This window comes from Actinomadura bangladeshensis, from assembly GCF_004348335.1.
Taxonomy (GTDB): Bacteria; Actinomycetota; Actinomycetes; order Streptosporangiales; family Streptosporangiaceae; genus Spirillospora; species Spirillospora bangladeshensis.
Window position 1 is genome coordinate 1 of sequence record NZ_SMJW01000001.1, and the last position, 24,224, is coordinate 24,224.

The 24,224-nt window shown below is 68.6% G+C and carries 26 protein-coding genes and 1 pseudogene; 19 read left to right on the plus strand and 8 right to left on the minus strand.

The window, feature by feature from the left end; all coding sequences use genetic code 11:
• Window positions 1–302: 302 nt before the first annotated feature.
• From E1284_RS41110 to E1284_RS00025, 6 genes are all read left to right on the plus strand, one after another.
• Window positions 303–1,139 carry a hypothetical protein gene (locus tag E1284_RS41110; RefSeq protein ID WP_165965052.1) on the plus strand — a complete coding sequence of 279 codons (837 nt, stop codon included), beginning with the start codon at window positions 303–305 and terminating at the stop codon, window positions 1,137–1,139.
• Window positions 1,136–1,966, plus strand: coding sequence for an alpha/beta fold hydrolase (locus E1284_RS00005; protein WP_165965053.1), 831 nt, complete (start codon window positions 1,136–1,138; stop codon window positions 1,964–1,966). Before E1284_RS41110 ends, E1284_RS00005 begins: the two co-directional genes overlap by 4 nt.
• Window positions 1,963–2,748 carry an enoyl-CoA hydratase/isomerase family protein gene (locus E1284_RS00010; RefSeq protein ID WP_131935795.1) on the plus strand — a complete coding sequence of 262 codons (786 nt, stop codon included), beginning with the start codon at window positions 1,963–1,965 and terminating at the stop codon, window positions 2,746–2,748. Before E1284_RS00005 ends, E1284_RS00010 begins: the two co-directional genes overlap by 4 nt.
• Window positions 2,745–3,164 carry a MaoC family dehydratase gene (locus E1284_RS00015; protein ID WP_131935796.1) on the plus strand — a complete coding sequence of 140 codons (420 nt, stop codon included), beginning with the start codon at window positions 2,745–2,747 and terminating at the stop codon, window positions 3,162–3,164. The genes E1284_RS00010 and E1284_RS00015 overlap by 4 nt, the downstream gene beginning before the upstream one ends.
• Before the next feature lie 333 nt (window positions 3,165–3,497).
• Window positions 3,498–3,794 carry a hypothetical protein gene (locus tag E1284_RS00020; RefSeq protein WP_131935797.1) on the plus strand — a complete coding sequence of 99 codons (297 nt, stop codon included), beginning with the start codon at window positions 3,498–3,500 and terminating at the stop codon, window positions 3,792–3,794.
• Window positions 3,795–4,597: 803 nt separating this feature from the next.
• Window positions 4,598–5,074 carry a DUF5994 family protein gene (locus E1284_RS00025; RefSeq protein WP_279433004.1) on the plus strand — a complete coding sequence of 159 codons (477 nt, stop codon included), beginning with the start codon at window positions 4,598–4,600 and terminating at the stop codon, window positions 5,072–5,074.
• A 146-nt stretch (window positions 5,075–5,220) separates the two neighbouring features.
• On the opposite strand, the gene E1284_RS00030 is transcribed toward E1284_RS00025, so the two are convergent.
• Entirely contained in the window at window positions 5,221–6,882 is a 1,662-nt protein-coding gene (locus E1284_RS00030) for a SpoIIE family protein phosphatase (RefSeq protein ID WP_165965055.1), read from the minus strand.
• Window positions 6,883–7,107: 225 nt separating this feature from the next.
• Between E1284_RS00030 and E1284_RS00035 the strand changes: the two genes are divergently transcribed.
• Window positions 7,108–7,434 (plus strand): hypothetical protein, encoded by a 327-nt coding sequence (locus tag E1284_RS00035; RefSeq protein WP_131935800.1) that lies wholly within the window; start codon window positions 7,108–7,110, stop codon window positions 7,432–7,434.
• A gap of 453 nt (window positions 7,435–7,887) precedes the next feature.
• Here E1284_RS00035 and E1284_RS42320 read toward each other — a convergent pair whose 3' ends face one another.
• Window positions 7,888–8,169: a MerR family transcriptional regulator gene (locus tag E1284_RS42320; protein WP_207923466.1), complete on the minus strand. Its 282-nt coding sequence runs from the start codon at window positions 8,167–8,169 to the stop codon at window positions 7,888–7,890.
• A gap of 1,171 nt (window positions 8,170–9,340) precedes the next feature.
• On the opposite strand from E1284_RS42320, the gene E1284_RS44240 reads away from it, so the two are divergent.
• The 3 genes from E1284_RS44240 to E1284_RS41115 all read left to right on the plus strand — a co-directional run bounded on the left by E1284_RS44240 (window position 9,341) and on the right by E1284_RS41115 (window position 10,745).
• Window positions 9,341–9,922 (plus strand): cold shock domain-containing protein, encoded by a 582-nt coding sequence (locus tag E1284_RS44240; RefSeq protein ID WP_243714163.1) that lies wholly within the window; start codon window positions 9,341–9,343, stop codon window positions 9,920–9,922.
• Window positions 9,923–10,270: 348 nt separating this feature from the next.
• Window positions 10,271–10,570, plus strand: coding sequence for a hypothetical protein (locus E1284_RS00050; RefSeq protein ID WP_131935802.1), 300 nt, complete (start codon window positions 10,271–10,273; stop codon window positions 10,568–10,570).
• A gap of 1 nt (window position 10,571) precedes the next feature.
• Window positions 10,572–10,745, plus strand: coding sequence for a hypothetical protein (locus E1284_RS41115; protein WP_165965056.1), 174 nt, complete (start codon window positions 10,572–10,574; stop codon window positions 10,743–10,745).
• A gap of 196 nt (window positions 10,746–10,941) precedes the next feature.
• Here E1284_RS41115 and E1284_RS00055 read toward each other — a convergent pair whose 3' ends face one another.
• Entirely contained in the window at window positions 10,942–12,036 is a 1,095-nt protein-coding gene (locus E1284_RS00055) for a flavin-containing monooxygenase (RefSeq protein ID WP_131935803.1), read from the minus strand.
• 88 nt (window positions 12,037–12,124) lie between these two features.
• On the opposite strand from E1284_RS00055, the gene E1284_RS00060 reads away from it, so the two are divergent.
• The gene (locus tag E1284_RS00060; protein WP_131935804.1) at window positions 12,125–12,481 is read left to right on the plus strand and encodes an ArsR/SmtB family transcription factor; all 357 of its coding nucleotides are present in this window, start codon (window positions 12,125–12,127) and stop codon (window positions 12,479–12,481) included.
• Window positions 12,482–12,602: 121 nt separating this feature from the next.
• Here the strand turns inward: E1284_RS00060 and E1284_RS00065 are convergent, their stop codons facing one another.
• The 3 genes from E1284_RS00065 to E1284_RS00075 all read right to left on the minus strand — a co-directional run bounded on the left by E1284_RS00065 (window position 12,603) and on the right by E1284_RS00075 (window position 14,487).
• Window positions 12,603–13,025, minus strand: a complete 423-nt coding sequence (locus E1284_RS00065) for an arsenate reductase ArsC (protein WP_131935805.1) — start codon at window positions 13,023–13,025, stop codon at window positions 12,603–12,605.
• A gap of 86 nt (window positions 13,026–13,111) precedes the next feature.
• A complete protein-coding gene (arsB, locus tag E1284_RS00070) occupies window positions 13,112–14,134 on the minus strand; it encodes an ACR3 family arsenite efflux transporter (RefSeq protein WP_131935919.1) in 1,023 nt (340 codons plus the stop codon).
• Window positions 14,135–14,199: 65 nt separating this feature from the next.
• On the minus strand, window positions 14,200–14,487 hold the full coding sequence (locus tag E1284_RS00075; RefSeq protein WP_207923452.1) for an ArsR/SmtB family transcription factor: 288 nt from the start codon (window positions 14,485–14,487) through the stop codon (window positions 14,200–14,202).
• 345 nt (window positions 14,488–14,832) lie between these two features.
• On the opposite strand from E1284_RS00075, the gene E1284_RS00080 reads away from it, so the two are divergent.
• Entirely contained in the window at window positions 14,833–15,357 is a 525-nt protein-coding gene (locus E1284_RS00080) for a tyrosine-type recombinase/integrase (protein ID WP_243714164.1), read from the plus strand.
• A gap of 425 nt (window positions 15,358–15,782) precedes the next feature.
• Here E1284_RS00080 and E1284_RS00085 read toward each other — a convergent pair whose 3' ends face one another.
• On the minus strand, window positions 15,783–16,037 hold the full coding sequence (locus E1284_RS00085; RefSeq protein WP_131935808.1) for a hypothetical protein: 255 nt from the start codon (window positions 16,035–16,037) through the stop codon (window positions 15,783–15,785).
• 133 nt (window positions 16,038–16,170) lie between these two features.
• Complete coding sequence (locus E1284_RS00090; RefSeq protein ID WP_131935809.1) at window positions 16,171–16,596, minus strand: nucleotidyl transferase AbiEii/AbiGii toxin family protein; 426 nt, start codon at window positions 16,594–16,596, stop codon at window positions 16,171–16,173.
• Between the two features lie 347 nt (window positions 16,597–16,943).
• Between E1284_RS00090 and E1284_RS00095 the strand changes: the two genes are divergently transcribed.
• The 7 genes and pseudogenes from E1284_RS00095 to E1284_RS00120 all read left to right on the plus strand — a co-directional run bounded on the left by E1284_RS00095 (window position 16,944) and on the right by E1284_RS00120 (window position 23,978).
• The gene (locus E1284_RS00095) at window positions 16,944–17,678 is read left to right on the plus strand and encodes an NUDIX hydrolase (protein ID WP_131935810.1); all 735 of its coding nucleotides are present in this window, start codon (window positions 16,944–16,946) and stop codon (window positions 17,676–17,678) included.
• The gene (locus tag E1284_RS00100; protein ID WP_207923453.1) at window positions 17,675–18,823 is read left to right on the plus strand and encodes a 5'-methylthioadenosine/S-adenosylhomocysteine nucleosidase; all 1,149 of its coding nucleotides are present in this window, start codon (window positions 17,675–17,677) and stop codon (window positions 18,821–18,823) included. Before E1284_RS00095 ends, E1284_RS00100 begins: the two co-directional genes overlap by 4 nt.
• Window positions 18,824–18,963: 140 nt before the next feature.
• Window positions 18,964–20,796: a hypothetical protein gene (locus E1284_RS00105; RefSeq protein WP_131935811.1), complete on the plus strand. Its 1,833-nt coding sequence runs from the start codon at window positions 18,964–18,966 to the stop codon at window positions 20,794–20,796.
• A 125-nt stretch (window positions 20,797–20,921) separates the two neighbouring features.
• Window positions 20,922–21,176: pseudogene (locus E1284_RS43885) on the plus strand (DUF7662 domain-containing protein); the annotation flags it as partial.
• 339 nt (window positions 21,177–21,515) lie between these two features.
• Complete coding sequence (locus E1284_RS00110) at window positions 21,516–21,884, plus strand: hypothetical protein (RefSeq protein WP_131935812.1); 369 nt, start codon at window positions 21,516–21,518, stop codon at window positions 21,882–21,884.
• A complete protein-coding gene (locus E1284_RS00115; RefSeq protein WP_131935813.1) occupies window positions 21,881–22,582 on the plus strand; it encodes a GIY-YIG domain-containing protein in 702 nt (233 codons plus the stop codon). The genes E1284_RS00110 and E1284_RS00115 overlap by 4 nt, the downstream gene beginning before the upstream one ends.
• Window positions 22,583–22,658: 76 nt before the next feature.
• A complete protein-coding gene (locus E1284_RS00120; RefSeq protein ID WP_131935814.1) occupies window positions 22,659–23,978 on the plus strand; it encodes an HhH-GDP family DNA glycosylase in 1,320 nt (439 codons plus the stop codon).
• Window positions 23,979–24,224: the final 246 nt, after the last annotated feature.

Here is a 24,224-nt window from a genome sequence, read left to right on the forward strand (position 1 = left end):
GCCCTGCCGAGCGCCGTCCAGGCGCCGGCGGCGAACAGCCCCTCGCGGTCGAGGGCGAGCGCCCGGTCTGGGGGCAGCTCCCTGGCGAGCAGCGAACCGACCATGTCCCGCAGATCGCCGCGTTCCGGGCTCTCCTCGAACGGCCTCGTACCGAGCACGCTCCCCCCTTCCCAGCTAGCTATAAATCTGATGTATCGCGATCGCCATGTCAAGCACCTACGACCAGGGCAGTAGCCCTTGACACTAGCTCACAACGACAGGCTACCTTTATGTCTGATGTATTTCCGCCGAAGGAGTTCCGCATGTCGGGTGAGGTCACGATCGTCGACGGTCCCGCCATGCCGTGGGTGAACGGGCGGGAGGCGTACGACTCGATGGAGCCGGCGTTCCGGGAGAACCTCGGGGACCCGGACCGCATCGGCGAACTGCTCTCGAAGTACTGGATGCGGTCCCTCTGGAACGACCCGGCGACGTCCCGCCGCATCGACCACGTCCGGACCGACCCCGGCTACCGCGACCTGTCCGAGGCGTACCACGACAGTGTGGAGGAGGCCCTGTTCCTCGGCGGGCGGGTGAGGCTCACCGCCGAAGGAGAACTCCAGGCAGGCGACTACTTCTGGCGTCCCCCCGGCTGGGTGCATTCGGCCTCGTCCGACGAGGGTTTCGAGTGCCTCCTGATGATGGAGGGCGAGTCGTCGCCCGAAGGGAGCGACCGCGTCTCCCGGGTGGTGCGCCCCGACGAGGAGGCGGGACGCCACGTCCGCCCCGGCACGTCGGACCCGATCGGCCCGCGCGGCTACGTGCGCCGGAAGGAGAGCCGCTTCATGGTGTGGCGCGACCACGACGACACACTGACCCGGCTCGCCGAGCCCGGCGTCCCCGGCCTGCGGTCCAAGGTGCTGAGCAGCAACGCGGCCGCCGCCGGTGTCTCGGTGCTCGTCGACCTGCCCGCCGGATGGGCGCGGCCCGTCCCGGCCGCCGCCCACGAGCGGTTCCTGGTTGTGACCGAGGGCACGGTCACCGCCGACGGCGCGCCCCTGGAGCCCTGCTCGCTGATCAACATCCCGGCGGGGCTCGGCGGCCCCTCGATCGCGGCCGACGACGGCGCACGGCTCCTGGTCAAGGCGAGCGCCCTATGAGGACCGTCTCAACGGCGACGAAGGGCGGCTACGCCGACACGGACTGGGGACAGGTCCATTACAGGATCAACGGTGACTCCGGCCCGTGGATCGGGCTGTTCCACGAGTCGCCTCTGTCCTCCCGGGTCTACGAGGAGGTACTGCCCGTGCTCGGTCTGTCCGCCCGGGCCGTGGCCTTCGACACCCCCGGCTACGGCGCGTCCGATCCACCGCCGGGACCCGGCTTCGAGATCCCCGACTACGCGCGGATGCTCGCACAGGCGGCCGCCGGGATCGGACTGGAGCGTCCCGTTCTCGGCGGTGTCCACACCGGCGCGTCCCTCGCGATCGCGGCCTCCGCGCACCTGCCCGCATCGGGACTGGTGCTGAGCGGCGTCCCGCTGTTCGACCCGGCCGAACGGGCCGGCTTCCTCGCGGACTGGACGCCCGGCGCGCCGATCGACGGCACGGGCTCCCAGTTCGGCTGGGCCGTCGAACGCTACCTCCGCATCTGGGGGGCGGACGTCCCGCAGGACATGCTGCACCTGGCCGTGACGGAGTTGATGCGCGTCGCCGAGCACTACGAATGGGGCTACCGTGCGGCGTTCCGGTACGACCCGTCCGACGCACTCGCGGCGGTGGACGTGCCGGTCCTCCTGCTCGGCGCCGAGTCCGACATGCTCGCCCCCAAGGACCCGCTCGCGCTGGAGCTGGCACGCGATGCCCGGCTCGTCGTCCTGCCCGGCCTGGCCGGGCAACCGCACCTGCGCGCCCCGGACCGCTACGCCTCGGCGCTGCTGGAGTTCGTCCGCGACCTCACCGACACAGAAGGAGCCGCACGCTCATGACCCGGGTCGATACGAAGGTGACCGGTTCGGTCATGACCATCACGCTCAACAGCCCCGAGCGGATGAACAGCCTGTCCCCGGAGACGCTCGACGGCCTGAACGCCGCCCTCGACGCCGCCGAGCGGGACGACTCGCTCTCCTCGTTGGTGATCACCGGGACCGGCCGGGCCTTCTGCGTCGGGATGGACATCGGCTTCCTCGGCGAGTGCTTCGCCGACCCGCCCGGGGTCTTCCTGCCGTTCATCCGCCGCCTCCACGCGTTCCTCGACCGGCTGGAGGCGTGTCCGCTGCCGAGCGTCGCCGCGATCAACGGCCTGGCTCGCGCGGGCGGCTTCGAGCTGCTGCTGGCCTGCGACTTCGTCATCGCCGCCGACGACGCCAAGGTCGGCGACACGCACAGCGACTTCGGGATCGTGCCCGGCGCGGGCGCGTCCCAGCGCGCCCCGCGCAAGCTCGGGGACCAGCGCGCCCGCGCGCTGCTCCTCGCCGGCCGCTGGCTGACCGGACCCGAGATGGTCGACTGGGGCCTCGCGCTCTCCAGCGTCCCGCCTGCGGAGCTGATGGACGAGGTCACCCGCCTCACCGACGCGCTCGGCGACCGCTCCCGCGCGGTGACCGCGATCATCAAGCGGCTCCTGAACGCCGCCCCGGACGCGACGCTGGACGAGGGGCTGCGCCTCGAGCGCGAGCTGTTCACCCGCTTCCACGAGGAGGTCGCGGACGCCGACGAGGGCTACCGGGCCTACGTGGAGAAGCGCCGCCCCGTCTGGAACACGCGATGACGGCCGCATCGTCCGGCGAGACGTCCAGCACGCCGCCGGTGCACGTGACCCAGCCCCTCATCGACGGGCTCGTCGGCCTCGGCGGCTACACGCACCCGCTGTTCAACCCCGGCCTCCGGGAACGGGCCGAGGGCGCCCGCGCGCCGATGCCGGGGCAGGGCGTCCTGCTGCTGATGGGCGGGCTGGTAGAGCAGTCGGGGCTGCTCGACCACGCCATCGCCCTGATCGAGCTGCGCGAGGTGCGCTTCCTGAAGATGCTCGAGGCGGGGACGACGCTGCACGTCGAACTCACACCCGGCGAGTCCCGTGAAACGGGAAGCGGCAAGATCATCCAGCACTACCGCTGGGTGGCGGTGGACGCCGCGGGCGACCACATCGTCGAGGCCACCGCCCTCATGCTCGTGCGCCCGAGCTGACCCCCCGGTCGCCGAGACGGCGGCGGGCCGGCCGGCGTTCGCCTTAGCGACCCGGGTCGGTGCAGACCTGGCCTGCGCCCAAGGTGAGTGACGCCGTGTAGCCGCTGATGATCTCGCCGGTGCCCGCAGCGGGCACCGGTCCGTTCGGACTGATGGGCACGCCAGCGGGCCCGCCGGCGGGTGCGGGGCCGGTCTGGACGCCGCCGAGTGCGGCCGCGGCCTGCCTCAGCATGCGGTGACGATCGTCACCGCGCCCGCGACGAGGTGATGCCGGGCCCTTTATGTTGGGTGGTAGGGCCTGACGGACAGCCTGGAGCCGAGGAGATGGGGCCGGTGAGCGGGAACATGCACCAGGTCTGGATCGAGGCCGGCGGGGGCCATGACCTGGTCCGCGCCGATGCGATCGTGATGCTCCGGCTGGACGGGGCCGGAAGGCTGACCGCGCAACTGCGCGACGACGCCAAGGTCAGTGTGACCCTGCTGGAAGGCTCGTCCGGCGCCCACCCGCCCGACGACTTCCACCGCCGGCTGATCCAGACCGTCGCCGAGCTCGCCGACTCCAGCGGCGCACAACTCGTGCGCCCACGACACGAGGGAGGCGTCTGGAGCTGGTCCAGCGAACCCCTCTAGGGGCATGTCACGTGGAGGCGCCGACTTGGACGCGGTGCCGGTCGAGGCCCTCGCCCGTGAGCCGCTGCTGCTGGCCGAGGAGATGAAGGCTCCGGAGTTCAACCGGTTCACCGTCGAGATGTGCCGCGCCGCCCGAGCCGCTCCGCCGGCCGGACTCCGCAGTCCAGGCGACCGCCTGACACGAGCCCGGCCGGTGTCGAGCCCGGCTCTCGGTGCTCGTTCGGCAGTGGTTCGCACAGAGCCGCGCCCCTCTCCCGAGAGGCGCGGACAGCGCCCCCCGGTGCGTTGTCGGCGCGGGACGAGACCGACCCGATGCCTCGCTACCTCGGCAGATGCGGCAGGAGATTTCTCAGGCCGACCGGCAATCAAGCCATCTCCATATAGGGACAATGCCTTTATCGGATATCTACATCATACTCACGATTTCCCGCCTCTTCCGGACAGAGGGCTGCGGATTTCAATTGCCGTTCGCTGCACTTCTCTTGACCATCGCCGAGTGGCGACAACCGCGGCGCCCCTGTGCGGTCGCAGTGGGCGCGTTCCGGAAGGGGCACGGCGTTCCCTGCCAAAGCCGGTATGGCGAGTCGACCCGGGCGGGACGGCGTCCTTGGCCGGATGACCGCAGTCTACGCGCGTCGCAGTGACTCCCCTCCGGTGATGACCGAACGCCTTCGACACCGCCGAAGGCACCGGTGACGTAGTGTGGTCCTGCCGAAGGCATCTCGCGCGCAGGCCGCATTGCCGGCGCCGTCCTCGGTGATGTACTGCCCGGCCATCGACAGGCCGAGATTGGGGCCTCCGATATGGCCCACAGTTTCCCGCTCGCGGACCCCACCGCCGCGACCCCAGCACCTCTGCTTCCACCGCCGGCGTCGCGGTTGCGGCTGACGCCGGGCGGCGCCGGACGCGGAGTCATGGACGGCGGCTGGTGGCCCCGGTCCCGCGACGCCGTGGCCGAACTCACCGCGTTGGTGACGGCCCTGGCCGGGCGGCCGGGCATGACCGCCGGCCGCTTGATCATCGACGTGGGCGACTGGGACCGCGTGCCGCTTCGCATCGCCGTCCTGGGCCGGGAGATCGGAGTGGGCCGGCTCCCCCGCCTCGACCACATGGTCGCGGTCGCCTGCGGCCGTGCGGAGCCGCTCTTGCTCCTGGTCGTGCCGCCCGAGACGCATCCGGCCTCGGCGCAGGCGGCTCTGGCCAGGGCGTCCGCCGGGGCCGGCTTCGCACTGCCGGAGGAGATCCTGGCCTCCTGCGACATTTCCACCGCCCGTCCCTGAACCGCCGCTCTCACGACGGCGCATCGCCCGACCGTTCCGCGGCCCGGTTTTCGACCCTGCGGCCCGGTAGCGGGGTGCGCGCATGCGGCCCGGTAGCGGGGTGCGCGCATGCGGCCCGGTAGCGGGGTGTGCGTGCCACGCGGCCGTCAGCCGGGGATGCGGAGGGCGAGGAGCGCGACGTCGTCCTCGCCACTGGGCCCTATGCGCTCCAGGAGCTGGTCGCACAGGTCGGGCAGCGGAAGCTGGGCCAGGTGGGAACCGTGGCGGCGGAGGCTGGTGAGACGGTCGGACAGGTCGCTGTCGTGGGTCTCGATGAGGCCGTCGGTGTAGAGGAGCAGTGTGGACAGGGCCGGCAGGGTACGGGCGCCGTCGGGACGGGTCCCGGTGAGGTCGGGCTCGCCGAGGAGCATTCCGTGCTCGTCCAGGAAATGCGTGCCGCCGTCACCGGTGATCAGGAGCGGCGGTGGATGGCCGGCGTTGCACCAGCGCAGCCGCCACCGCCCGCCGGAGGCCTCTTCGATGCGGCCGAACACGCCGGTGGCCAGGTCGGCGTCGCTGACGGCGGCCATGACGCCGTCCAAGCGGGCCAACACGGTGCTGGGCGGCGCGGTCGTGTCCCAGGCCAGGGCCCGGAGCATGTTGCGGACCTGAGCCATGCGGGCCGCCGCCTGCAGGTCGTGGCCCACGATGTCCCCGATGACCACTCCGATGGCGCCATCGGGCAGCGTGAACGCGTCGTACCAGTCGCCGCCGATCCAGCTGACTCGGGCCGCGGGCACGTACCTGGCCTCCAGCCGCAGCTCGCCAGGCTGCGGCAGAGGGGTGAGGAGGTTGCGCTGCATCGCCTCGGCGGTGTTTCGCTGCCCGGCGTACAGGCGGGCGTTGGCCAGGACAAGGCCGGTGCGGCGGGCGACGTCCTCGACGACGAGCCGGTCGTCCGGCCCGTAGCCGTGCCCCGGGCGGGAGTAGCCCAGTGTCAGCGCGCCGTATGTCTCACCTCGGGCGGCCAGCGGGGCGATGATCGCGCTCTGGGCGTCCATGACCTGGAAGAGTTCGCGCTGGGCGGCGTCCAGCGGTTCGTCGGAGCGCACGTCGGCTTCGCCGCTGACCACGACCGCCGTGCCACCGCGCAGCACCTGGGCCAGCGGTCCCCGCGGCACGCGCGGGAGCGGCGGAAGCGGCCCCTCGAGTCCGGCGATGTCGGCGGCGGACAGCTCGTGGTGCGTCGCGGCCACCCGCTCCACGCGGCCGTCGCGAACCAGCAGATCGACCTCGGCCCAGTCCCCCAGCTGGGGAACCACGAGCCGGACCAGCCGCCGCAGTGCCTCCCGCTCGTTCAGTGTGGACGACAGCACCGTCGTGATCTCGGCGACCAGCCGCAACCGGGAATTGGCCCGCTGCACTCGGGCCATCTGCTCGCGCCGCTCGCGCTCGGCCTCGACCCGGTCGGCGGCGTCCTGGAAGACGATGACCAGCCCGACCACCGCCCGGTCCGCGGGTCTGGCCCGGCCCGGGTCCCCGGTGTAGATCGGCGCGGACGACCACGAGCACATCATCAGCCGCCCGTCCCGGTGGGCGAACAGGTAGCCGTCCCCGTGATCGGGAACGCCGGTGCGCAGCCCGCCCAGGAGGCGGCAGTCCTTTTCGGGAGGGACGTGCCCGTCGACGTCGCGGTGCAGAAGCCGGTGCATCGGCCTGCCCAGCACCTCGTCGCGGGTGTAGCCGAGCAGTTCCCGCGCCCGCGGGTTCCACGCCGTGATCCGGCCACGCTCGTCGGTGGCCAGAACGCCGGAATTCATCGCCTTCACCAAACGATCATGAATGGTGCCCGGCCGATCATCCACCTGCCCGGTCATGCTCATCCCCCCGATCGGACTCCAGACCCATTCCCCCGGCACACCCCGGACACGCCACGCGCGAGCCGTCCATCACAGGGTGCCCCCGTAAGTGAAGGCGACCGAGCCGCGGTCGACCGCGCCGGCGGGCCGCGTCGCACCGGCATCCGAGCGTCCCGGACGAGCCCGGCCGGACCCGTGCCGATCACCACGGTGGCGCTCACCGCATTCACCGTCTTCTCGCTGGCCACCACACCGTTCGTGGCGCTGAGCGCCGCCCCGACGGCCCTGGCCGCCCACGGAGTCCTCGCCGTCCTCGCACAGCCGAACGCCGAGCCGTTCAGCCCCTCCACCGCCCGCCGACTACTGCTGTTCGCCGGTACCGCCGCCCGCCTGGTCCAACTCGCCGAAGACCGACGCACAACTGCCCCACCAGAAGCGGCCTGCGCGCACACGGCCGCCCGGCGCGGCGCGACCGCTCTTGCAGAACCGACCATTTCTGCGAATGAGGCCAGTGGACCGTGATCACGGCCGCCCTCACCGCTTGCGGGACCGCCGCCCTGTGGGCGTCGGGCTGTCACTCGGGTACAGCGGCGGCGATGGTGATGGCCCGGTCCACCCCGGTCGTCCGCAGGTAGTCCGCGACCCGCTGAGTCGGGCCGACCAGGACCAGTTCCCGCCCAGGACCCTCGCTCGTTTCCGGCCGACACGAACGCGTTCATGCCGGAGGAATCGCAGAACTGCACTCCGGACAGCTCCAGGGCCACCCGCGGCGGGCAATCCACCGACAACGCGCGGGATACGTGATCGTCCAGTGCGGGAACGGTGGCCATGTCAGCTCGCCCACCACCGGCGGGTCGGCTTGGCGCGGGCCGGACACGGCAGTCACCGCGTTCCCGACGCCGAGCCGAATCTGGAGACGGGCCGGGGCGCAGGAGGGCGCCGTTGCCGGCGGGCGTGTGGGCGGGTATGGCGGTGTCAGTCCCGTTCAGGGGCAGGGGTTTGGTCGAGGCGTTGCTGGAGTTGTGTGTTGATGCGTGTGGCTTCGGCGAGTTGGTCTTGAAGAATGATGATGCGGCAGGCGGCGTCCAGCGGGGTGCCCTGGTCGATCAGGTCGCGGGCGCGTTGGGCCAGGCGCAGTTGGTAGCGGGAGTAGCGGCGGTGGCCGCCGGCCGAGCGTTGCGGGACGAACAGCTTGGCGGCGTCCAGTCCGCGCAGGAATCCCGGGGTGACGCCGAGGAGTTCGGCGGCCCGGCCCATGCTGTAGGCCGGGTAATCCTCATCGTCCAGCTTGTCGTCGAGCGCGGCGCCGGGTTCGGCGCCGGAGTCGCCCCGCACCGGACCGGGCTTGGCCGGGCGCGGGTCACGGCGTGCTGAGTGGGGGCCGGTCTGAACCGGCTGGGGTGCTCTCACAGAACCTTCCGTACTGTTGTGAATCGTCCGCGCCGAACGCATGCCGGACCGGACGCATGCGGGAACGACGGGGCCCCGGCGCCAAAGGGCGGCGCCGGGGCCATGAGGTACAACACCATCTATCCGGCGCTTGGGCCGTTTGTCGTCCGCACCGGCCGCCTGGGGCGGAGGCGCGGGGATCGCGGATGCGTGACCGTCAACCACCGTCCAATCTGTGGGGCTGCGGTACCCGCGCGGCGTGACTGGAGCGCGCTGCGGGCGATCCCGATGGTGCCGAAGCCCTCCTTCCGTGTTCTTCCTACCTGCGTTACTTGTGTTTCTTGCGGTACTGCGACTTGCCTTCGTGCTGCCGGCGGCCCGTTGGCCACCGGCCGCGGAGCCGGCTGCCGGAGTCCCTTCCACTGCGTTGACCCCGGCACGCCCGGCCCGCGTCATCCATCTGTGCGGGCAGTTCGTCATCTGCCACGCCTGCTGGACTTGTTCCTCTTCGATGACAGGAACCATACCCCACGCCGACGCGAATATCTACCTCGATCACCACAGGTTTTCGGTGATCGGCGGGCGCGGTTCACGCGAGCGGTTGTGGCGGACTACGGCGGCGCGCCCACGGCGGTGGGCAGCCCCTCACCCGCCTCCTGTTCACCCGCGCGCGCTTCTCTTGGCGGTCTCCACCTCACCGCTCGCGTGGTCATGCCTCCCTCCTGCGGGGCGTGTGCCGGCAGGAGGGTTCACTCGCCCATCCCGGCCTGCATATCGGCGCCATCTGCCTCTGCATCATCCGCGTCAGTGGCGTCGGCTGCGGCCAGCGCCCGGTGGAGACTGGTCAGCGCGGTCTCGGATTCGTGGTGGCTCAGCAGCCAGACCGTGCCCCAGCCGGAGACCAGGAACCGGGCCCGGATAGCCAGTGTCCGGCTCCCTCGGCCGACATCCCGGACGCCCGCCGGCGGGACGCGCGGGCCGCCGCTTGAACAGATCGGCATCGCAGCGGACCAGGATCTTCAGCACGTGGTAGTACGGGATGGTCTCCCCGCGGGGCAACCAGCAGGCTCGGGCCCGGGGCCGACATCGAGGAACATCGCCCGGCCCGCCCGGTCGACCTCGAACCGCAGGCCCGGGACGGGGTGCGGTTCACCGGCACGGACCGTGCACCGCCCGTGGCGCTTCCGCACCAATTGCCTTCCGTGACGCTGCGGCGGATGCGGCTGCTGGTACTTCGTCTGGTGCGGGAGAACCCGGGTTGGGCTACCGGCGGGTACACGGCGTAGCTGGCGCGCGGTGTCAGGGTGGCAGTCTCCACGGAAGGGAAGCCACCGCCCAGGGCCGCCATCGCAGACGTGGAAACGCCCGCGGAGTTCCGACATCGGAGCTTCAGCAGCGGGCGTTTCGTCATTTGCCACTCCAGACGGGCGGACGGCCAGCAGCCCGGATCGACGCAGCCGCGTCGATCCGCACCCGTCCGAAGGAGACACCCCATGACTCAGAGAACCGTGAAGTGGTTCAACCCCGACAAGGGATCGGGTTCATCGCCCCCGATGACGGCACCGCCGACATCTTCGTCCATCAGTCAGTGATCGACAGTGACGGCTTCCGCGCGATCTGACAACGCGCGCCAAGAGCACAGCATCGACGGGCAGGACCGCGAAGACGGTCCTGCCCGTCGGTGCGACCACGGCGAAATCTTGATCGGGCCGATCGTCAGCGGACGGTGGCTGGTGGGACGTTGAGTCGCGGCGGAGGCCGTCGGTGTAGGTCGCGGTGAGCAGCCCGGCGGGCAGGGTGTCGCATCAGTTGAGGCGCACCTCCGGAAAGCCGCGGGGTTGAGGCTGGCGTAGTCGGAGAATGAGCCGAGAGAGTTGTCCGAGGAGCTTCCCGCCCTACGGGTGGACCACAGGCGCAGGGCGGCCGCGTAAAATTTGGCCACACCCTTGCAGTGAGAGGCACCGGCCCCATGAGGCTTGAACTCACCAACCTCGAAGCCCTGCACGGTTGGGGCATCGTCAACAACAGTGCCAGTTGGCATGCTCAGCGCAACCGCAAGCCCCCCGCGGCCGAACGGGCGGTCGGACACATCCTCTTCACGGCATACGGCTGCCGGACCGACACCACGACCACGGTTGAACTCAGCGACGACGAGCGTGCGAGCCTCGCCGAACTGGTCGGCGAACACATCGCAGTGTGGGGCAAGCGCGGCCAGGAGAACGCCGCAACACCTCACCTGCGCTCGCTGGTCATGAAGCTGGGCGGCTGACATGCCTACACCGGGCAGCCCGAAACGAACGTTCCGCTTCGCCGGGGATGCCCTGTGGGCCGACTACGGTCAGGCGCGCCATGACGTCAACGGCAGCGCGGATCGCAGCGATGACATCCGCAAACACGTCGAGGCCGTCGCCGCCGAATGGAAGAAGCGACGAGAGAAGAGTTGACCCTCCGGTGCGGCGCTCGGCTTCCGCGCAGCTCACCTGAGGCCACCGGCGGGGAAGTCACAAGGTTCCCGACAGCCCATGCCGGCTCGTGGTCCCGGCCCCGCAGAGTGATGAGTCCAATGCGTGGGCGGTGGCCCGTGAGGTGTCGGTGCAGCTCACAGCAGCACTGTTCTGGCTGCTAGGACACAGGAGGCGGTCATGGGGTCGGTGTCAGCGAGCCGTCGGGGGTGCGGGTCTGCTTGCGCAGGCGGGTGAGGACGTGCCGGGCGTCGGCGGCAACTCCGCGCAGGGTGGCTGAGGCGAAGGAGCGCTGCCATTCCAGCCCGACGAATCCCAGTCCCGGATGCGTGGCCGAGACGCCGCCCCGGTGGCGGGGCTGCCCGTCATCGTCGAGTGCGCCCAGTGGGGCGAGGTACTCCACGCCCGGCCGGAACCCGGTGGCCAGCAGCACCACGTCAACGTGTTCGCGGGTCCCGTCGCTCCAGAGGACCTGGTCGTCGTCCAGGCGGGTGAACATCGGGCGGCGGTCGGGGTTGCCGGTGGCGATGGCGTCGCGGTAGGTGCCGGTGTCGAACACCGGGGTGCCCTTGCCGCCCGTCAGCAGTGGGCGCGCCCACCCGGCGGCGTCCAGTCCGGTGCGCTGCAGCCAGATGTGCATGTCGACGCCCAGCACGCGCTGGGGCATGAAGCGGAGCGGGTGTCGGGTCGCCAGCGTGACGTCGGCGACCGCGGCCAGTTCGATCGCGATCTGCACGGCCGAGTTCCCGCCCCCCACGACCACGACGCGCCGGCCGGTGAACGGGTCGGGACGCCGGTAGTCGGACGAGTGCAGCACCGTGCCGGGGAAGCCGTCCAGTCCCGGCAGGTCCGGGCGGTGGGGGCGGCTGAATCCGCCCGTCGCGGCGATCAGCAGCGGCGTGGCGAAGACCTCACCGCTCGTCGTGATCACCTCGAACCCCGGTGGTGTGCCGTCCTTGCCGGCCAGGACGGTTTCGACTCGGTGACCGGTGCGGATGTCGGCGTCCAGGTGGGCGGCGTAGTCGGTCAGGTAGGCCACGACCTCGTCCCGTGTGGGGTAGCCGTCCGGATCGCCGGGGAACTCCGCTCCGGGCAGGGCGCTGCGCCTGGCCGGTGAGAAGAGAGTGAGGCTGTCGTAGTAGTGGGGCCAGGACCCGGCCGGCTGGCCTGTCGCCTCCAGGACGATGGGCTCCAAGCCGAGGGACCGGGCGATGCGGGCGGTGGCCAGACCGGCCTGGCCGCCGCCGATGATGACGAGTGGTGCGGTGAGCATGGGGCGAACATATCAACATTTCATGAAATAATGTAGTATTGATATGTGGCGTATGCTGGGCGCACACCTCGGGGAGGAGCCAGCAGCGATGGTCGAGCCGGTCGAGAGGGCGACTGCGGCACCGGGCGGTTGCGGGGCGGCGCCGGCCGCTCAGCTCGGCGCCGGAGCACGCGAGTTCCTCAAGGCGCTGGCCAGCGAGCAGCGGCAGCAGATGCTCGAACTCTTCGCGGGCGGCGTCGAACTCACCGTCGGCACGGTCGCCGAGCGCCTCGGGGTCGGCCAGTCCAACGCCTCGCAGCAGCTCGCGCTGCTGCGCCGAGGCGGCCTGCTCACCTCGCGCAGGGACGGCAAGCAGGTCTTCTATCGCATCGACTCCGCCGCGGTCGACCGGTCACTCGCCGAACTCCGCACCTACCTGCACACCTGCTGCCCACCCGGCAACTGAGGCCCCCTGGCGCGGCTGTCACCGTACGTCCCCAACGGACCGATCTGGAGCAGCCAGACCGGGCAGAGCACACGTTGCCGAGGACGTCACGCCCCCGGCGCCCGGCTGTGCTCTTTCTCCTTCACTTCTCCGATAGGAGCCCGCTGACCAGGTTCTCGATGCGCTTGCGGATTTCGTCGCGGATCGGGCGGACGGCGTCGACGCCCTGTCCGGCGGGGTCATCGAGGGTCCAGTCCAGGTAGCGCTTGCCGGGAAACACCGGGCAAGTGTCACCGCATCCCATGGTGATGACCACGTCGGAATCTTGGACGGCATCGACGGTGAGCACCTTGGGGGTCTCGGCGGAGATGTCGATACCCTCCTCCGCCATCGCCTCGACCACCGCCGAGTTGACCTGGTCGGCCGGCGCGGACCCGGCGGAGCGCACGTCGATCCGGTCACCTGCCAGGTGGGTGAGGTAGGCGGCGGCCATTTGAGAGCGTCCGGCGTTGTGCACGCACACGAACAGGACGCTGGGCTTGGCAGAGCGAGCCTGATCAGGCATCGGCGTTCCTTCGCTGTTCGAGGCCGGGCCGGTCGAGGGTGGTGAGCGCCTCGGTGGCGAGCAGGTCGGTGACGGTCATCGTCGTGTCACCGCCCCGCGGGTTGGAATCGGCGACGCAGCCACAGCGATACGTACACCAGCCCGACCAGGACCGGAACCTCGATCAGCGGGCCGACCACGCCCGACAGGGCCTGCCCGGAGGTGACGCCGAAGGTGCCGATGGCGACGGCGATCGCCAGCTCGAAGTTGTTCCCCGCTGCGGTGAAGGCGAGCGTCGCGGTGCGCGGGTAGGGCAGCCGGACGGCGTGTCCGAGGGCGAAGGATCCGCCCCACATGAGCGCGAAGTAGGCCAGCAGCGGCAGCGCGATGCGGGCGACGTCGCCGGGCCGGCCGGTGATGGTGTCGCCTTGCAGGGCGAACAGGATGACGATGGTGAACAGCAGCCCGTACAGCGCGACCGGGCCGATCCGGGGCAGGAACCGCTCCTCGTACCAGGCGCGGCCGCGGGCCCGTTCACCGAAGCGGCGGGTCAGGTAGCCGGCAGCCAGCGGGACGCCCAGGAACACCAGCACGTTGACCACGATCTTGCCGACCGAGAAGTCCGCATCGTCGGTCGCCAGGCCCAGCCACCCGGGCAGGACCTGCAGGTAGAACCAGCCGAGCGCACCGAACGCGACGACTTGAAAGACGGAGTTGAGGGCGACCAGGACGGCGGCGGCCTCCCGGTCGCCGCAGGCCAGGTCGTTCCAGATGATGACCATCGCGATGCAGCGGGCCAGCCCGACGATGATCAAGCCGGTGCGGTACTCGGGCAGGTCCGGCAGGAAGATCCAGGCCAGCGCGAACATCACCGCCGGGCCGATCACCCAGTTGAGCAGCAGCGAGGTCAGCATCAGGCGGCGGTCGCCGGTGACGGTGTCGAGCCGGTGGTAGCGGACCTTGGCCAGCACCGGGTACATCATCACCAGCAGGCCCAGCGCGATCGGCAGCGAGATCCCGCCGGCCTCGACCTCGGCCAACGCGTCGTCCAGTCCGGGGACGGCACGTCCCAGCCCGAGACCGAGCACCATCGCCGCGATGATCCACACCGGCAGGAACCGGTCGAGCATCGACAGCCCGGCCACCACTCCCGCTTCCTGCGGGCGTGTGGCGGCACCGGAGCCCTGCGTGCTGGTCACGTGCACGGCCTCTTCCGCCGGCGGGTCTGGGCCTCGCGGGCACCGGCCGCCAACTCACCGAGTTCGGAAGCCAGGCGCTCCAACGCCTCGGGACGCAGCCGGTAGTAGGTGAACCGCCCGCAAGGCTCGGTGTCCACCAGCCCGGCCTCGCGCAGCGCCCGCAGGTGGTTGGAGATGTTGGTCTGCCTGGCGCCGGTCTCCTCAACGAGGTGGCAGTTGCACAACGCCTCAACAGCCAGCAGCGACACGATCTGCGCACGCAGCGGGTCGGCCAGCAACTTCAACACATCAGTCTGAACTGACATCATGCCTGGATGATACATACAGCCGGGAACAGTCCATTCGGACACCTACTGCGGCGAGCGTTGCGATGGTCAGCCAGCGCCAACGTGGTCCGCGGGGAGCGGCCAACAGCGCGCCTTATTGTGCGAGCGTCATCACTGTTGGTGGGCAGTGTGATGATCACTAACTCGCCGACTCCGCCGGAAGCGCGGGTGCCCAGGACAGACGCGACGCCCCTGAACTACCGGTTGAGCTCGTCCTTGACCGAACAGGCAGTCACACCCGAAGGCGGACGTTCTCCGAGTGGGACCCGGCGTGATCACGATCGTCCGAGTAGCGAGACCAACGTGGCACCGGCGGAGGCTGTACTCGGCAACCGCCGGGTACAGCCTCCGCGTCCATGCAGCAGCACGGTCAATGGCGGTCCGTGCGGACGCACGGGGACCAAGACCCGCAAGTCCCGCCGGACCCTTGGGCTGCCCGCCCAGGCAGCCGAGGCCCTGCGCAAGCACCACACGCGCCAAGTCGCCCAGCGGCTCAGCGCCGGTGAGGCCCAGGAGGACAACAACCTGGTCTTCAGCACCCGAAGCGGAACCGCATTGGACGCCGCCAACGTCCGTCGCGGCTTCCGGCTGATCACCGCCAAGGCGGGCATTGGCGAGCAGCGGACGCCCCGCGAACTCCGGCACTCCTTCGTCTCGATCATGAGTGACGGCGGCGTCCCGCTGGAGACGATCGCCGACCTGGTGGGGCACGCCGGGACGGCGGTGACCGAGAAGGTGTACCGGCATCAGCTGCGGCCGATCATCATCCGAGGGGCCGCGACCATGAACACAGTCTTCGGCCAGAGCCGTCCGGTGCAGTCCGCGTAAGTCCGGGGGTGGTGGCTCCCCGTTTGGCTCCCGAAGACCCCTAGCACCGAAAAAGGTCTCGGAATGATTCCGAGACCTTCGCTGACCTGCAAGAACGGGGTGGGCGATACTGGGTTCGAACCAGCGACCTCTTCGGCGTGAAAACGGTCGGACAGCCCGGCAGCACCGGCCGTTCAGACATCACCCCAGGTCAGAAGCCTGTCTTCCGCTCCGGTGACACCAGTTCAAGGAAGATCAAGTCACTTCTGATCTCCCACGGTTCACACTCCTCGCCCGTCACCACCAATTACCGTGGTGACTATTGACCCATCAACATGCTCATTCCAACCATTCGAGGCACAGAAGTCACATTCCGCCCATACGGAGTATGGGATGCCCGCATCCAACGCCAAGTCGGCGCGGCAAGCAGCGGCTCGCGTCGTTGCCTACGGTGCAAGCATTCGTTCCCAGGCGGCAAACCGGTCTCTCATTACTGCGATCTGCGCAGCGGGCACGCCGTAGGCCATGAAGTCCCGGTCGGGGATGCGGTGCAGATAGGAGAGCGACTCGGCGAACAAGGCAGTGTCGAAGCCCGGGTTGTGCTCCGCGGCCACGGCCAAGAGGTGGTCGTGGTCATAACGTCCGCTGGCCAGGATCGCGTCGATGTCCAGGAAGTCGCGCGGTGCCCACCGGTTGAACAAAGCGTCTCCATCTTTCCGGCCACGGCATCGTCAGGGTGCAGTACCGGGCCGACTTCCAGAATCACCGGAGCGTGAGCCCGCCAGAACACCCCCAAGATCCACTTTGCAGGCATTGCCATCAGAGTCATGACCGTCATCTGGACGAGGTCCGGGGTGCGCCGGGCCACTTCGGGTCGCAGCCCCTGGCTTGCATAGGCGGCGATGACGCCGTCGGCGGCCGCTCCGGGCTTCCTCTTTGAGAAGAGAACAGGTCGATGTCCTCTGAAGGACGAGCGCCCATGCCGTGCATCTGGACGGCGTGCCCACCGCCCAGCACGAAACCCCGGTCACCGACGACATCCAGCGCGATGCAGACCAACCGGAACTGGAACCGATCCATCAGGCGGCATGCCGAAGCTGGGGAAAGCGCCGTTCCCACAGGGCTCGGACTGGACGTGCCGGGGAGGATCTCGTCCCAGTGCTCCACCAGCAGCCGCCCGTTGATCAACTGCCGCTGGTGCTCCACACCGCCCTCCTCCAACACGATCTTGTAAGCGGGCCGACCGATCGTAGTCGTCATCGAGGTCGAACTCGGTTCGCCCACCCCACGCCAGCTCCAGCGGAAGCACCACGACGCCGTGCTCCGGCCCTTGCAGCTCACTCAGCGACCTGGCCACCTCGTACGGCCTGGTCTCGGCGTAACTGAACGGCGCTCCACTGTGCCCCTCCATATACACCAGCGTGTCCTATCCACCACCCGGAGGACCTTCTTCGTGGAAGGCACGGCTTAGGAGTAGACCAGCCACGACTGGAGCGCAAGTGAGGCCGGTCTGCGGCAACGGTCTTGCCAACCGGTGACAAGGCGATGGCCAGGACGGCATCCTGAAACTACTTTTTGTCAGACTGACAAAAAGCTAAGGTCAGCGCATGGCCGATGACCGCTGGACTCCCCCCGAAGTCATGCTCGCCGTCGATCTGGTGATCTTGACGCTGCGAAGGTCTCTCCTTCATGTGCTGCTGATCGAACGCGGCATCGAGCCCTACAAGGGGACTTTGGCGCTTCCGGGCGGCTTCCTGCAGCACGCCGAGGAGGACATCACCGCCGCTGCCCACCGCGAGCTGGCGGAGGAGGCAGACATGGACGTCGAGACGCTGCACCTTGAACACCTGGGCGTCTACGGTGCCCCCGGCCGGGACCCGCGCGGACGGGTGGTGTCGGTCGCCTTCCTGGCGATCGCCCCGCGGCTCCCGGAACCGGCTGCCGGCACGGACGCGGCCGCGGCCCGGTGGCAGCGAGCAGATCAGGTGCTCTCCGGCGACCTGGAGCTCGCCTTCGACCACCGGCGGATCGTCGAGGACGGTGTCGAGAACGCCCGCGCCAAGCTCGAGCACTCCGCGCTCGCCACGGCGTTCTGCGGCCCGACGTTCACGATCACCGACCTCCAGCGGGTCTACGAAGCGGTATGGGGGATCTCTCTCGACCCCCGCAATTTCTATCGCAAGGTTCAGAAGACCAGCGGCTTCATCGTCGCGGCCGGCCCGGAACGCAAGGGCACGACCGGCCGACCGGCCCGGCTGTTCAGGGCGGGTCCTCAGAAGGCTCTGAATCCGCCGATGGTCCGGCCAGTCGAACCGTCGATCATGAAGGGATCGGGACAATGAGCGGCAATACGATCGTCGTTCTCACGGCGCTGGACGTGGAGTACGAGTCCGTCCGCGCGAAGCTGGACAGGCCGCGGCTGTATCGCCACCCGCAGGGCACCCGATTCGAGGTGGGCCGGCTGGCGCGCGGCCGGGCACGCATCGCACTGGGCCTCGTCGGGAAGGGCAACCAGTCCGCGGCGGTGCTGGCCGAACGCGCCATCAACGAGTTCTCCCCGGCGGCGCTGCTGTTCGCAGGGGTCGCCGGGGCCCTGCACTCCGACATCGCCCTCGGGGACGTGGTGGTGGCCACCCACATTTACGCGTTCCACGGCGGGACGAGTGAGGACGACGGGTTCAAGAGCCGCCCCCGGGTCTGGGAGGTATCGCACGGCGCCGACCAGATCGCCCGGCATGTGGCTCGCAACCGCGCATGGGCGGCCGGTCTCGACGGCCAGGAGCCCACGGTGCATTTCGGGCCGATCGCAGCAGGCGAGGTCGTACTGAACTCGACGACTTCGCCGCACGCGCACTGGATCCGGCAGAACTACAACGACGCACGCGCCATAGAGATGGAGGGCGCCGGCGTGGCACAGGCCGCGCACCTCAACAGGTCCCTGCCGGTGGTCGTGATCCGGGGCGTCAGCGACCACGCCGACGGCACCAAGGAGACCACCGACCGCGAGCACTGGCAGGCGCGGGCGGTGGCGAACGCTGCGGCGTTCAGCACCGCACTGGCCGAAACCCTGTCCGCCGAGGAACCGCAACAGCGCGAACCGGCCGATACGAAAGGGACACCGATGATGAGCGACACCATTCGCAACGTCGCCAAGGACAACGCACGGGTGGTCGTGCAGGCTGGGCACGTGCACGGAGGCATCCGGGTGTCCGGTGACCACGGAGCCCCCACCGACCCCACCGCGGCGATCGCCGAACTCGTCATCCGGCTTCGGCAGGCGCGGACGGCGGGGCACCTGGACGAGGACACCTACCGCACGGCCGAGGCGGAACTCGCCGCCGCCCGCGAGACGCTGCAGACGACCGATCCGCATGACGTCGGGGCGGTGACGCTGGCCCTGAAGAAGGTGCGCGGGCTGGTCGGGGACGTGGCCGCCCTTTCCGCAGAAGTGGCGAGCGTCATCGCCCTGGTTCAAAGCCTGTCATGACCGCGCAGGGCACCACTGCTGGACCGAATGGCACCACGACGAACTACGCCGGAGATTCCGCCTACGTCGGAGTCCAGGCGGGAGTCGTGCACGGCGACGTATATGTCTACGAGACCCCCGCAGGCGCATCGCCTGCGGAGATGTTCGAGATCGGCGTCCGGCTGCTCGCCGGCGGCATACCGGGAAAGGCACGTGAGCTCATCGGCCGAGCCGTCATGGACGGCGGTCTCACCGGCAACCGGGTCTGCTTCCACTGGCAGCTCGCCCTCGTCAGCGGCCGGACACGGCACGAGATGCCGCAGGAGCACCTCACCATGCTGCATCGGGCACCGGGAACCTGCAACGCCACCGGTGACGACGCATGGGCGGACGGAGTGCGGACCTTATGCCGGCTGCTGGAGTCCGCGCAGCAACCCGACGAAGACCTACGTCCCCTGCTCAAGGACCTCGACGGGCTTGCCGACGCGCAGCGCTCCATGATCCTTCGGCACCTGCAGTTGTTCCTGGACGGGCCACTCGAGAACCAGATGTGGCACCGCGCCCTGGACAGCGCCCAGCAGAAACAGATGGCGAATGGCAGAGCAGACCGTGTCTGGAAGTTCTTCGAGCCGAAACCGGCCCGGCCGCGGGTCCGTGAGCCGCGACCACCGGACCTCACAACCGGCACCTGGGTTCAAGCTTTGGTGTCGACCGCCGTTCTGACCGCGGCGGCGATCCACATCGCTTACCTTCTGGTGCGGGAGCTTCAGGCGGTCGCTCTGCTTGCGTACCTGCTGAGCGTCGGTGGCGGCTATTGCGCCGCAAGGGGCGGCGTGGAGTGGCGCTTCCACATCCAGCGGCGCCGCGTGAAGGACGCGCAATATGCGCCGTGGACGCGTACGCGAAGTGCCCCCTCCGGCGGCTTCGCCGACATGGTGGGCCGGCGTTTAGACCACTACTTCGCCAGATACGTTCCACGTGACACCAGCAGGTCCGTCTGGTTGGCCGAGACGGCGGGGATCCGCAGGTGCCTGCGCGACGAAATCGTGGACGTCTACCGGGAGCAGCGGATCGGCGTCGAAAGGATCTCCTGGCTGATCCGGTACCGGGTCAGCGACGTCAGGGCACGGTGGGAGAACGGCAGGCTGTGGGACTACCGGCGGGAACTCGCCACTCCCCCGGCCTCCATGCTGCTGACGGTCCTCGGTCTCGCCCTCCTCGTCCCCGGGGTCACGTGGACACTGGAGGTCGCGGTACGGATCGACCCGCTGAGCGCCGTCCGCACGGCCACCTTCGCACTGGCGGCCGGCGTGATCGCCGCCCACGCCTGGCTGCGCATCGTCCTGGAACGCAGGCGACATGCGGCCGACCTCGCCGAGAAGGAACGAACCATGAAGGACTGCGAGGAGGCCTTCGAGCGCTGGAAGGCGAAGCTAGCCGACAAACCCGACGACCGCCAGATGGCAGCCTGGCTGGACTGCGACCGGAAAATGCTTCTGGACGAGGCACTACGCCACTACCGGTTGACGATGAGCGGCCTGCTCTCCCACGCGTTCATCGAGACGCGCGCCTTCCCCGGCAGAAGCGCACGCGTACGCAAAGGGCCCTGGCGCTACGAGCGCTACAAGCTGCTCCTCTTCCTCCTCACCACGGACGGGGTACGGCAACTCAACGCCGAACTCGATTTCGTGAAGGGCACCTTCCACGATCGGCAGCGGACCAACTACCGCTACGAGGCGGTCGCCGCCGTACGGGTACGCCAGACCGACGACGATGAACACGACTTCAGACTCACCCTCGTCAACGGTGAGGAGATCCGCGTCGAGGCAATGGCCCCGGATGCGGAGAAACTCCAGGATGAGCCGAGCGGCGTCGTGTCAGAAGTAACGCAGGACGCCGCCAACCTCCGCCACACCCTGACCGTCATGGAAGGAATCGCCGCGGAAGGCAAGCGGTGGATCGTACGAGAACGCCAACGCCTGGGCACCCAATAGCGTGCGGTGTCCAGCCTGCGGGAAAAGACGATGGTGAAGCGGGCGGGCAGCGCGCAAACCACCAGGTCAGGCTTGGCACGACGTCCACTGGCGTGCTTTCCTACAGAGGATGCCATTACACCTGGATGGAGGGTGTCGTGCCAGCTACGGGGAACGGACGGGCCGACTGGGCTCGCCTCACCATCTTCCTGTCCGCCCGTCCGGCAGATGAAGAGGAAGTGGCCCTGTCATGGCCTGAGCTACGCCGAATCGTAGGCTATCTTCCTGTCTCGGCGGTCCGCCATTACCCACAGTGGTGGCACGGCGATCGGTCACATGTTCGTGCTTGGCGGGCTGCCGGCTACACGGTCACTATGATCCGGCCAGGAAGCTCAGTGACCTTCCGCAGGATCGGAGCCGATCGCCAAGTCGTCTCCGCGACCGCAGGCCGACAGATGTCTCCTGCGCTACCCACCGGTAGCGCAGGGCCACTGCAGGAGCTAAATAGAAGCGAAACTCTTCTGGTCATCCCATGTTCGAAGGGCAAGCGAACCGGCGGCAGAACGGGTAACCGAGAGGAAGCGCAGTGGCCGTCCGACCTAATCGCAGCCCGAGCGCGCAACCGAACCTCGGCCCACGTGGACGAACGGCAAGTACTCCCAGCATGGCGCCGCTATAGCGGGGGTTTCTACTCGGCCGCTCAGTCCAGCCTGCGAGAAGCGGTAGTTCAGGACATACCCTTGATCATTCTCAGTGGCGGGTACGGCGTCCTGCACGCCAGGGAGCACATCGGTGACTACAATAAGATCATGCGCTCGGCCGACTGGCCGGCTGGTCTTCTCGAAAGTCTCCTGCTCCATGAGGCTCGAAAAAGAAACGTATCATCCGTCGTGGCCTTTGCGGCAAAGAGCTCCGACTACGCACGGGTGGTACGGGCGACGCCCTGGGGCCAGGCCGGGCTGACCGCGTATCTGGTTACGATCATGGGCGTAGGCAAGGGGGCCTCCGGCATGGTGCCACGTCGACTCGGCCAGGCGTTCGCTGCCTTCTGGCAAGGGCAGCCCGCCGATCAATACCCGGAGGGGACAACTGTGGAGCGTCTCGCATGAGCGACGGGAATGCTGACCGCCGAAAGGATACCGAGCGGTTCTATTTTCTGCTCGGCCGGTTGGAGGAGCGCATCGGGGGACCGCGGCTACTCCGAAACTGCGATCATGCCACCGGTTGGCCGAAGTACGGTGTGGAGTTCTTCCTCGAAGAAGGCCAGTTCCGAACCGGAGGAGACGGGCTCCGCGTGGTACGTGTGGGCAGCCATGCCTTGCGGGCTACGTCCCAGGCGACCTTCTGGGGCAGGTTGGCCCAGCATCGAGGTCCGGTCAGCGGAGCCAATGCAGGCGTAGGCAATCATCGCGGCTCCATATTCCGCCACCACATCGGTACAGCACTGCAGCAGGTCGACGACTGGCCGGCCGATGTGGTGCAGTCTTGGCGACAGACGAAGGTCAGCCCGGCCCAACACAAAGCTGAAGGACCATTCGAACAGGCCGTGAGCGAGCATATAACAGCTATGCCGCTCCTTTGGCTGGACGTGCCTGACCGCGAACAAAGGAAGTCCATTCGGGCCAACTCGATCTCCCTGCTCTCCCAACGCAACGGTGGCGTTCACCGCACCACTTCCGGCTGGCTTGGCCTGCATGCCGAGAACGAGCACGTCCGTACGTCCGGGCTATGGAATAGCGACCACGTCGATGATCCATATGACCCATCCTTCCTCGACGACATGGAGGCCCGCGTGAAAGCCATGTGACGAACCACCCGAACTGGGGCCACGATGATCGGTCCCAATCGTCGATCAACTCGTGGCCATGCGTTAGGCTCGCCATATGGGCGACACGGTCAATCCCAGGATCCGCCTCGTCGAGATGAAGGCCTTGGGGCCGTTCTCGTGGCGTTGGCCCGAAGGGGTCGAGTACTTCGAGCGCGGTTGGGTCGCCGTTGCGACGGTGAACGGTCGAGAAGTTCTTGTCCGCCACGGAATCGGACACAGAGACACCTATGGGCGGACGCGTGTCCATTCGGTAACCTGGGTCGAGGGCAATCCTCTCGTCGAGGGTGTCGAGTCGGATGACTTCGACGAGTCCGAGAGCTTGCTGAGCTTGATCAAGGTGACCAAACGGCATCTGAAACCGGATGACGCGACGCCGCTGGGCTATCGCACGCTTCCCATCGTGGTGGTGGCCGACCAAATCAGCGCACCGGGTGCACCACGAAGTCTGGCGGTGAAGCTCCGGCAGGATGACGTTGATGGCTGGACTCGTCACGCCCTACTGCGGGCCGTGAGCTGGAGGCACTTTCCGTCCCAACCGGATGGCCGGAAGACTCTTCCCCCAGCCTCCAAGGTCGGCCCCGCTCCCGCCGCACTGGCGACAAAGAGTGACATCGAGCTCCGTGACGGTGTAGTCACCGCACTCTTGGCCTACGCCGAACATATCAAGTCCGCTCCGAAGGAACCGGTGGTGGATTTCACTCAAGACCAAGAGGCGAACGAGTTTCTCCGGACGAATGGTTTCGCTTTCCTGACCGGACTGCTCTTCGACCAGGGAGTACCAGCGGAGCGGGCCTGGCGCGCACCGTTTCTTCTCCGTCAACGCCTTGGTCACCTCGACCCCGCCCGCATCGCCGAAGACGAGGCGGGAGTGCGAGAGGCCATCGCGCTTTCCCCCAAGCTGCACCGATACATCGAGAAGATGCCTCGCTGGCTGACTCTCGCTGCTCGCCGCGTGATGACCGAGTACGAAGGCGACGCCGGAGCCATCTGGTCCGGCAATCCCGACGCGAGGGAGTTGCAAGATCGCTTTAAGGCCTTCGCCGGCATCGGCCAGAAGATATCGGCGATGGCGGTTGAGATCTTGGAGCGCGACCTCGCCGTCCCAATCAGGAACATGGAAGGGAGCGACGTCGCTTACGACATCCACCTGCGCCGTGTCTTCCTCCGTACGCGTCTCGCCGACGTGGACGACCGCGACCACATGATCACCAGGGCCCGGACGCTGTACCCTCCCCGCCCAGGTGCGCTCGACCTGCCCAGCTGGCTTATCGGGCGCGGTTGGTGTCATCCCGGACTCCCAGACTGCGCCACCTGCCCCCTCACCGAGGTGTGCGTCAAGGACATCGAACGAGCGGACCATGTCGCCAGTGCCTAGCCCAACGCCTACGTCCAGTGAGCTCGCTGCTCGTCGGAGAGGCGGCCGTCCTCAAGTCATCGGCCACGTTGACCCATGACCGCCACCCGCGCCCGGGACCGCACGGCCGGCGCCAAGGCGCACTGCGTTCTTGGAACTGAACCAGACACCCTCCGACCAGTCCCCTGGATACCGTGACGCGGACCAAGAAGTCGATCTGAGGGGCCACAACTGAGCACGGTCATGAGCCGTGATCGAGCATGCGCC

Excerpts from the sequence above, each read along its gene's own strand:
- E1284_RS41110 (WP_165965052.1), top strand. The coding sequence starts at position 303 with ATGTCGGGTGAGGTCACGATCGTCGACGGTCCCGCCATGCCGTGGGTG.
- E1284_RS00005 (WP_165965053.1), top strand. The coding sequence starts at position 1,136 with ATGAGGACCGTCTCAACGGCGACGAAGGGCGGCTACGCCGACACGGAC.
- E1284_RS00010 (WP_131935795.1), top strand. The coding sequence starts at position 1,963 with ATGACCCGGGTCGATACGAAGGTGACCGGTTCGGTCATGACCATCACG.
- E1284_RS00015 (WP_131935796.1), top strand. The coding sequence starts at position 2,745 with ATGACGGCCGCATCGTCCGGCGAGACGTCCAGCACGCCGCCGGTGCAC.
- E1284_RS00025 (WP_279433004.1), top strand. The coding sequence starts at position 4,598 with ATGGCCCACAGTTTCCCGCTCGCGGACCCCACCGCCGCGACCCCAGCA.
- E1284_RS42320 (WP_207923466.1), bottom strand. The coding sequence starts at position 8,169 with ATGGGCCGGGCCGCCGAACTCCTCGGCGTCACCCCGGGATTCCTGCGC.
- E1284_RS44240 (WP_243714163.1), top strand. The coding sequence starts at position 9,341 with ATGGTCTCCCCGCGGGGCAACCAGCAGGCTCGGGCCCGGGGCCGACAT.
- E1284_RS00050 (WP_131935802.1), top strand. The coding sequence starts at position 10,271 with ATGAGGCTTGAACTCACCAACCTCGAAGCCCTGCACGGTTGGGGCATC.
- E1284_RS41115 (WP_165965056.1), top strand. The coding sequence starts at position 10,572 with ATGCCTACACCGGGCAGCCCGAAACGAACGTTCCGCTTCGCCGGGGAT.
- E1284_RS00055 (WP_131935803.1), bottom strand. The coding sequence starts at position 12,036 with ATGCTCACCGCACCACTCGTCATCATCGGCGGCGGCCAGGCCGGTCTG.
- E1284_RS00060 (WP_131935804.1), top strand. The coding sequence starts at position 12,125 with ATGGTCGAGCCGGTCGAGAGGGCGACTGCGGCACCGGGCGGTTGCGGG.
- E1284_RS00065 (WP_131935805.1), bottom strand. The coding sequence starts at position 13,025 with ATGCCTGATCAGGCTCGCTCTGCCAAGCCCAGCGTCCTGTTCGTGTGC.
- arsB (WP_131935919.1), bottom strand. The coding sequence starts at position 14,134 with ATGCTCGACCGGTTCCTGCCGGTGTGGATCATCGCGGCGATGGTGCTC.
- E1284_RS00090 (WP_131935809.1), bottom strand. The coding sequence starts at position 16,596 with ATGACGACTACGATCGGTCGGCCCGCTTACAAGATCGTGTTGGAGGAG.
- E1284_RS00095 (WP_131935810.1), top strand. The coding sequence starts at position 16,944 with ATGGCCGATGACCGCTGGACTCCCCCCGAAGTCATGCTCGCCGTCGAT.
- E1284_RS00100 (WP_207923453.1), top strand. The coding sequence starts at position 17,675 with ATGAGCGGCAATACGATCGTCGTTCTCACGGCGCTGGACGTGGAGTAC.
- E1284_RS00105 (WP_131935811.1), top strand. The coding sequence starts at position 18,964 with ATGTTCGAGATCGGCGTCCGGCTGCTCGCCGGCGGCATACCGGGAAAG.
- E1284_RS00115 (WP_131935813.1), top strand. The coding sequence starts at position 21,881 with ATGAGCGACGGGAATGCTGACCGCCGAAAGGATACCGAGCGGTTCTAT.
- E1284_RS00120 (WP_131935814.1), top strand. The coding sequence starts at position 22,659 with ATGGGCGACACGGTCAATCCCAGGATCCGCCTCGTCGAGATGAAGGCC.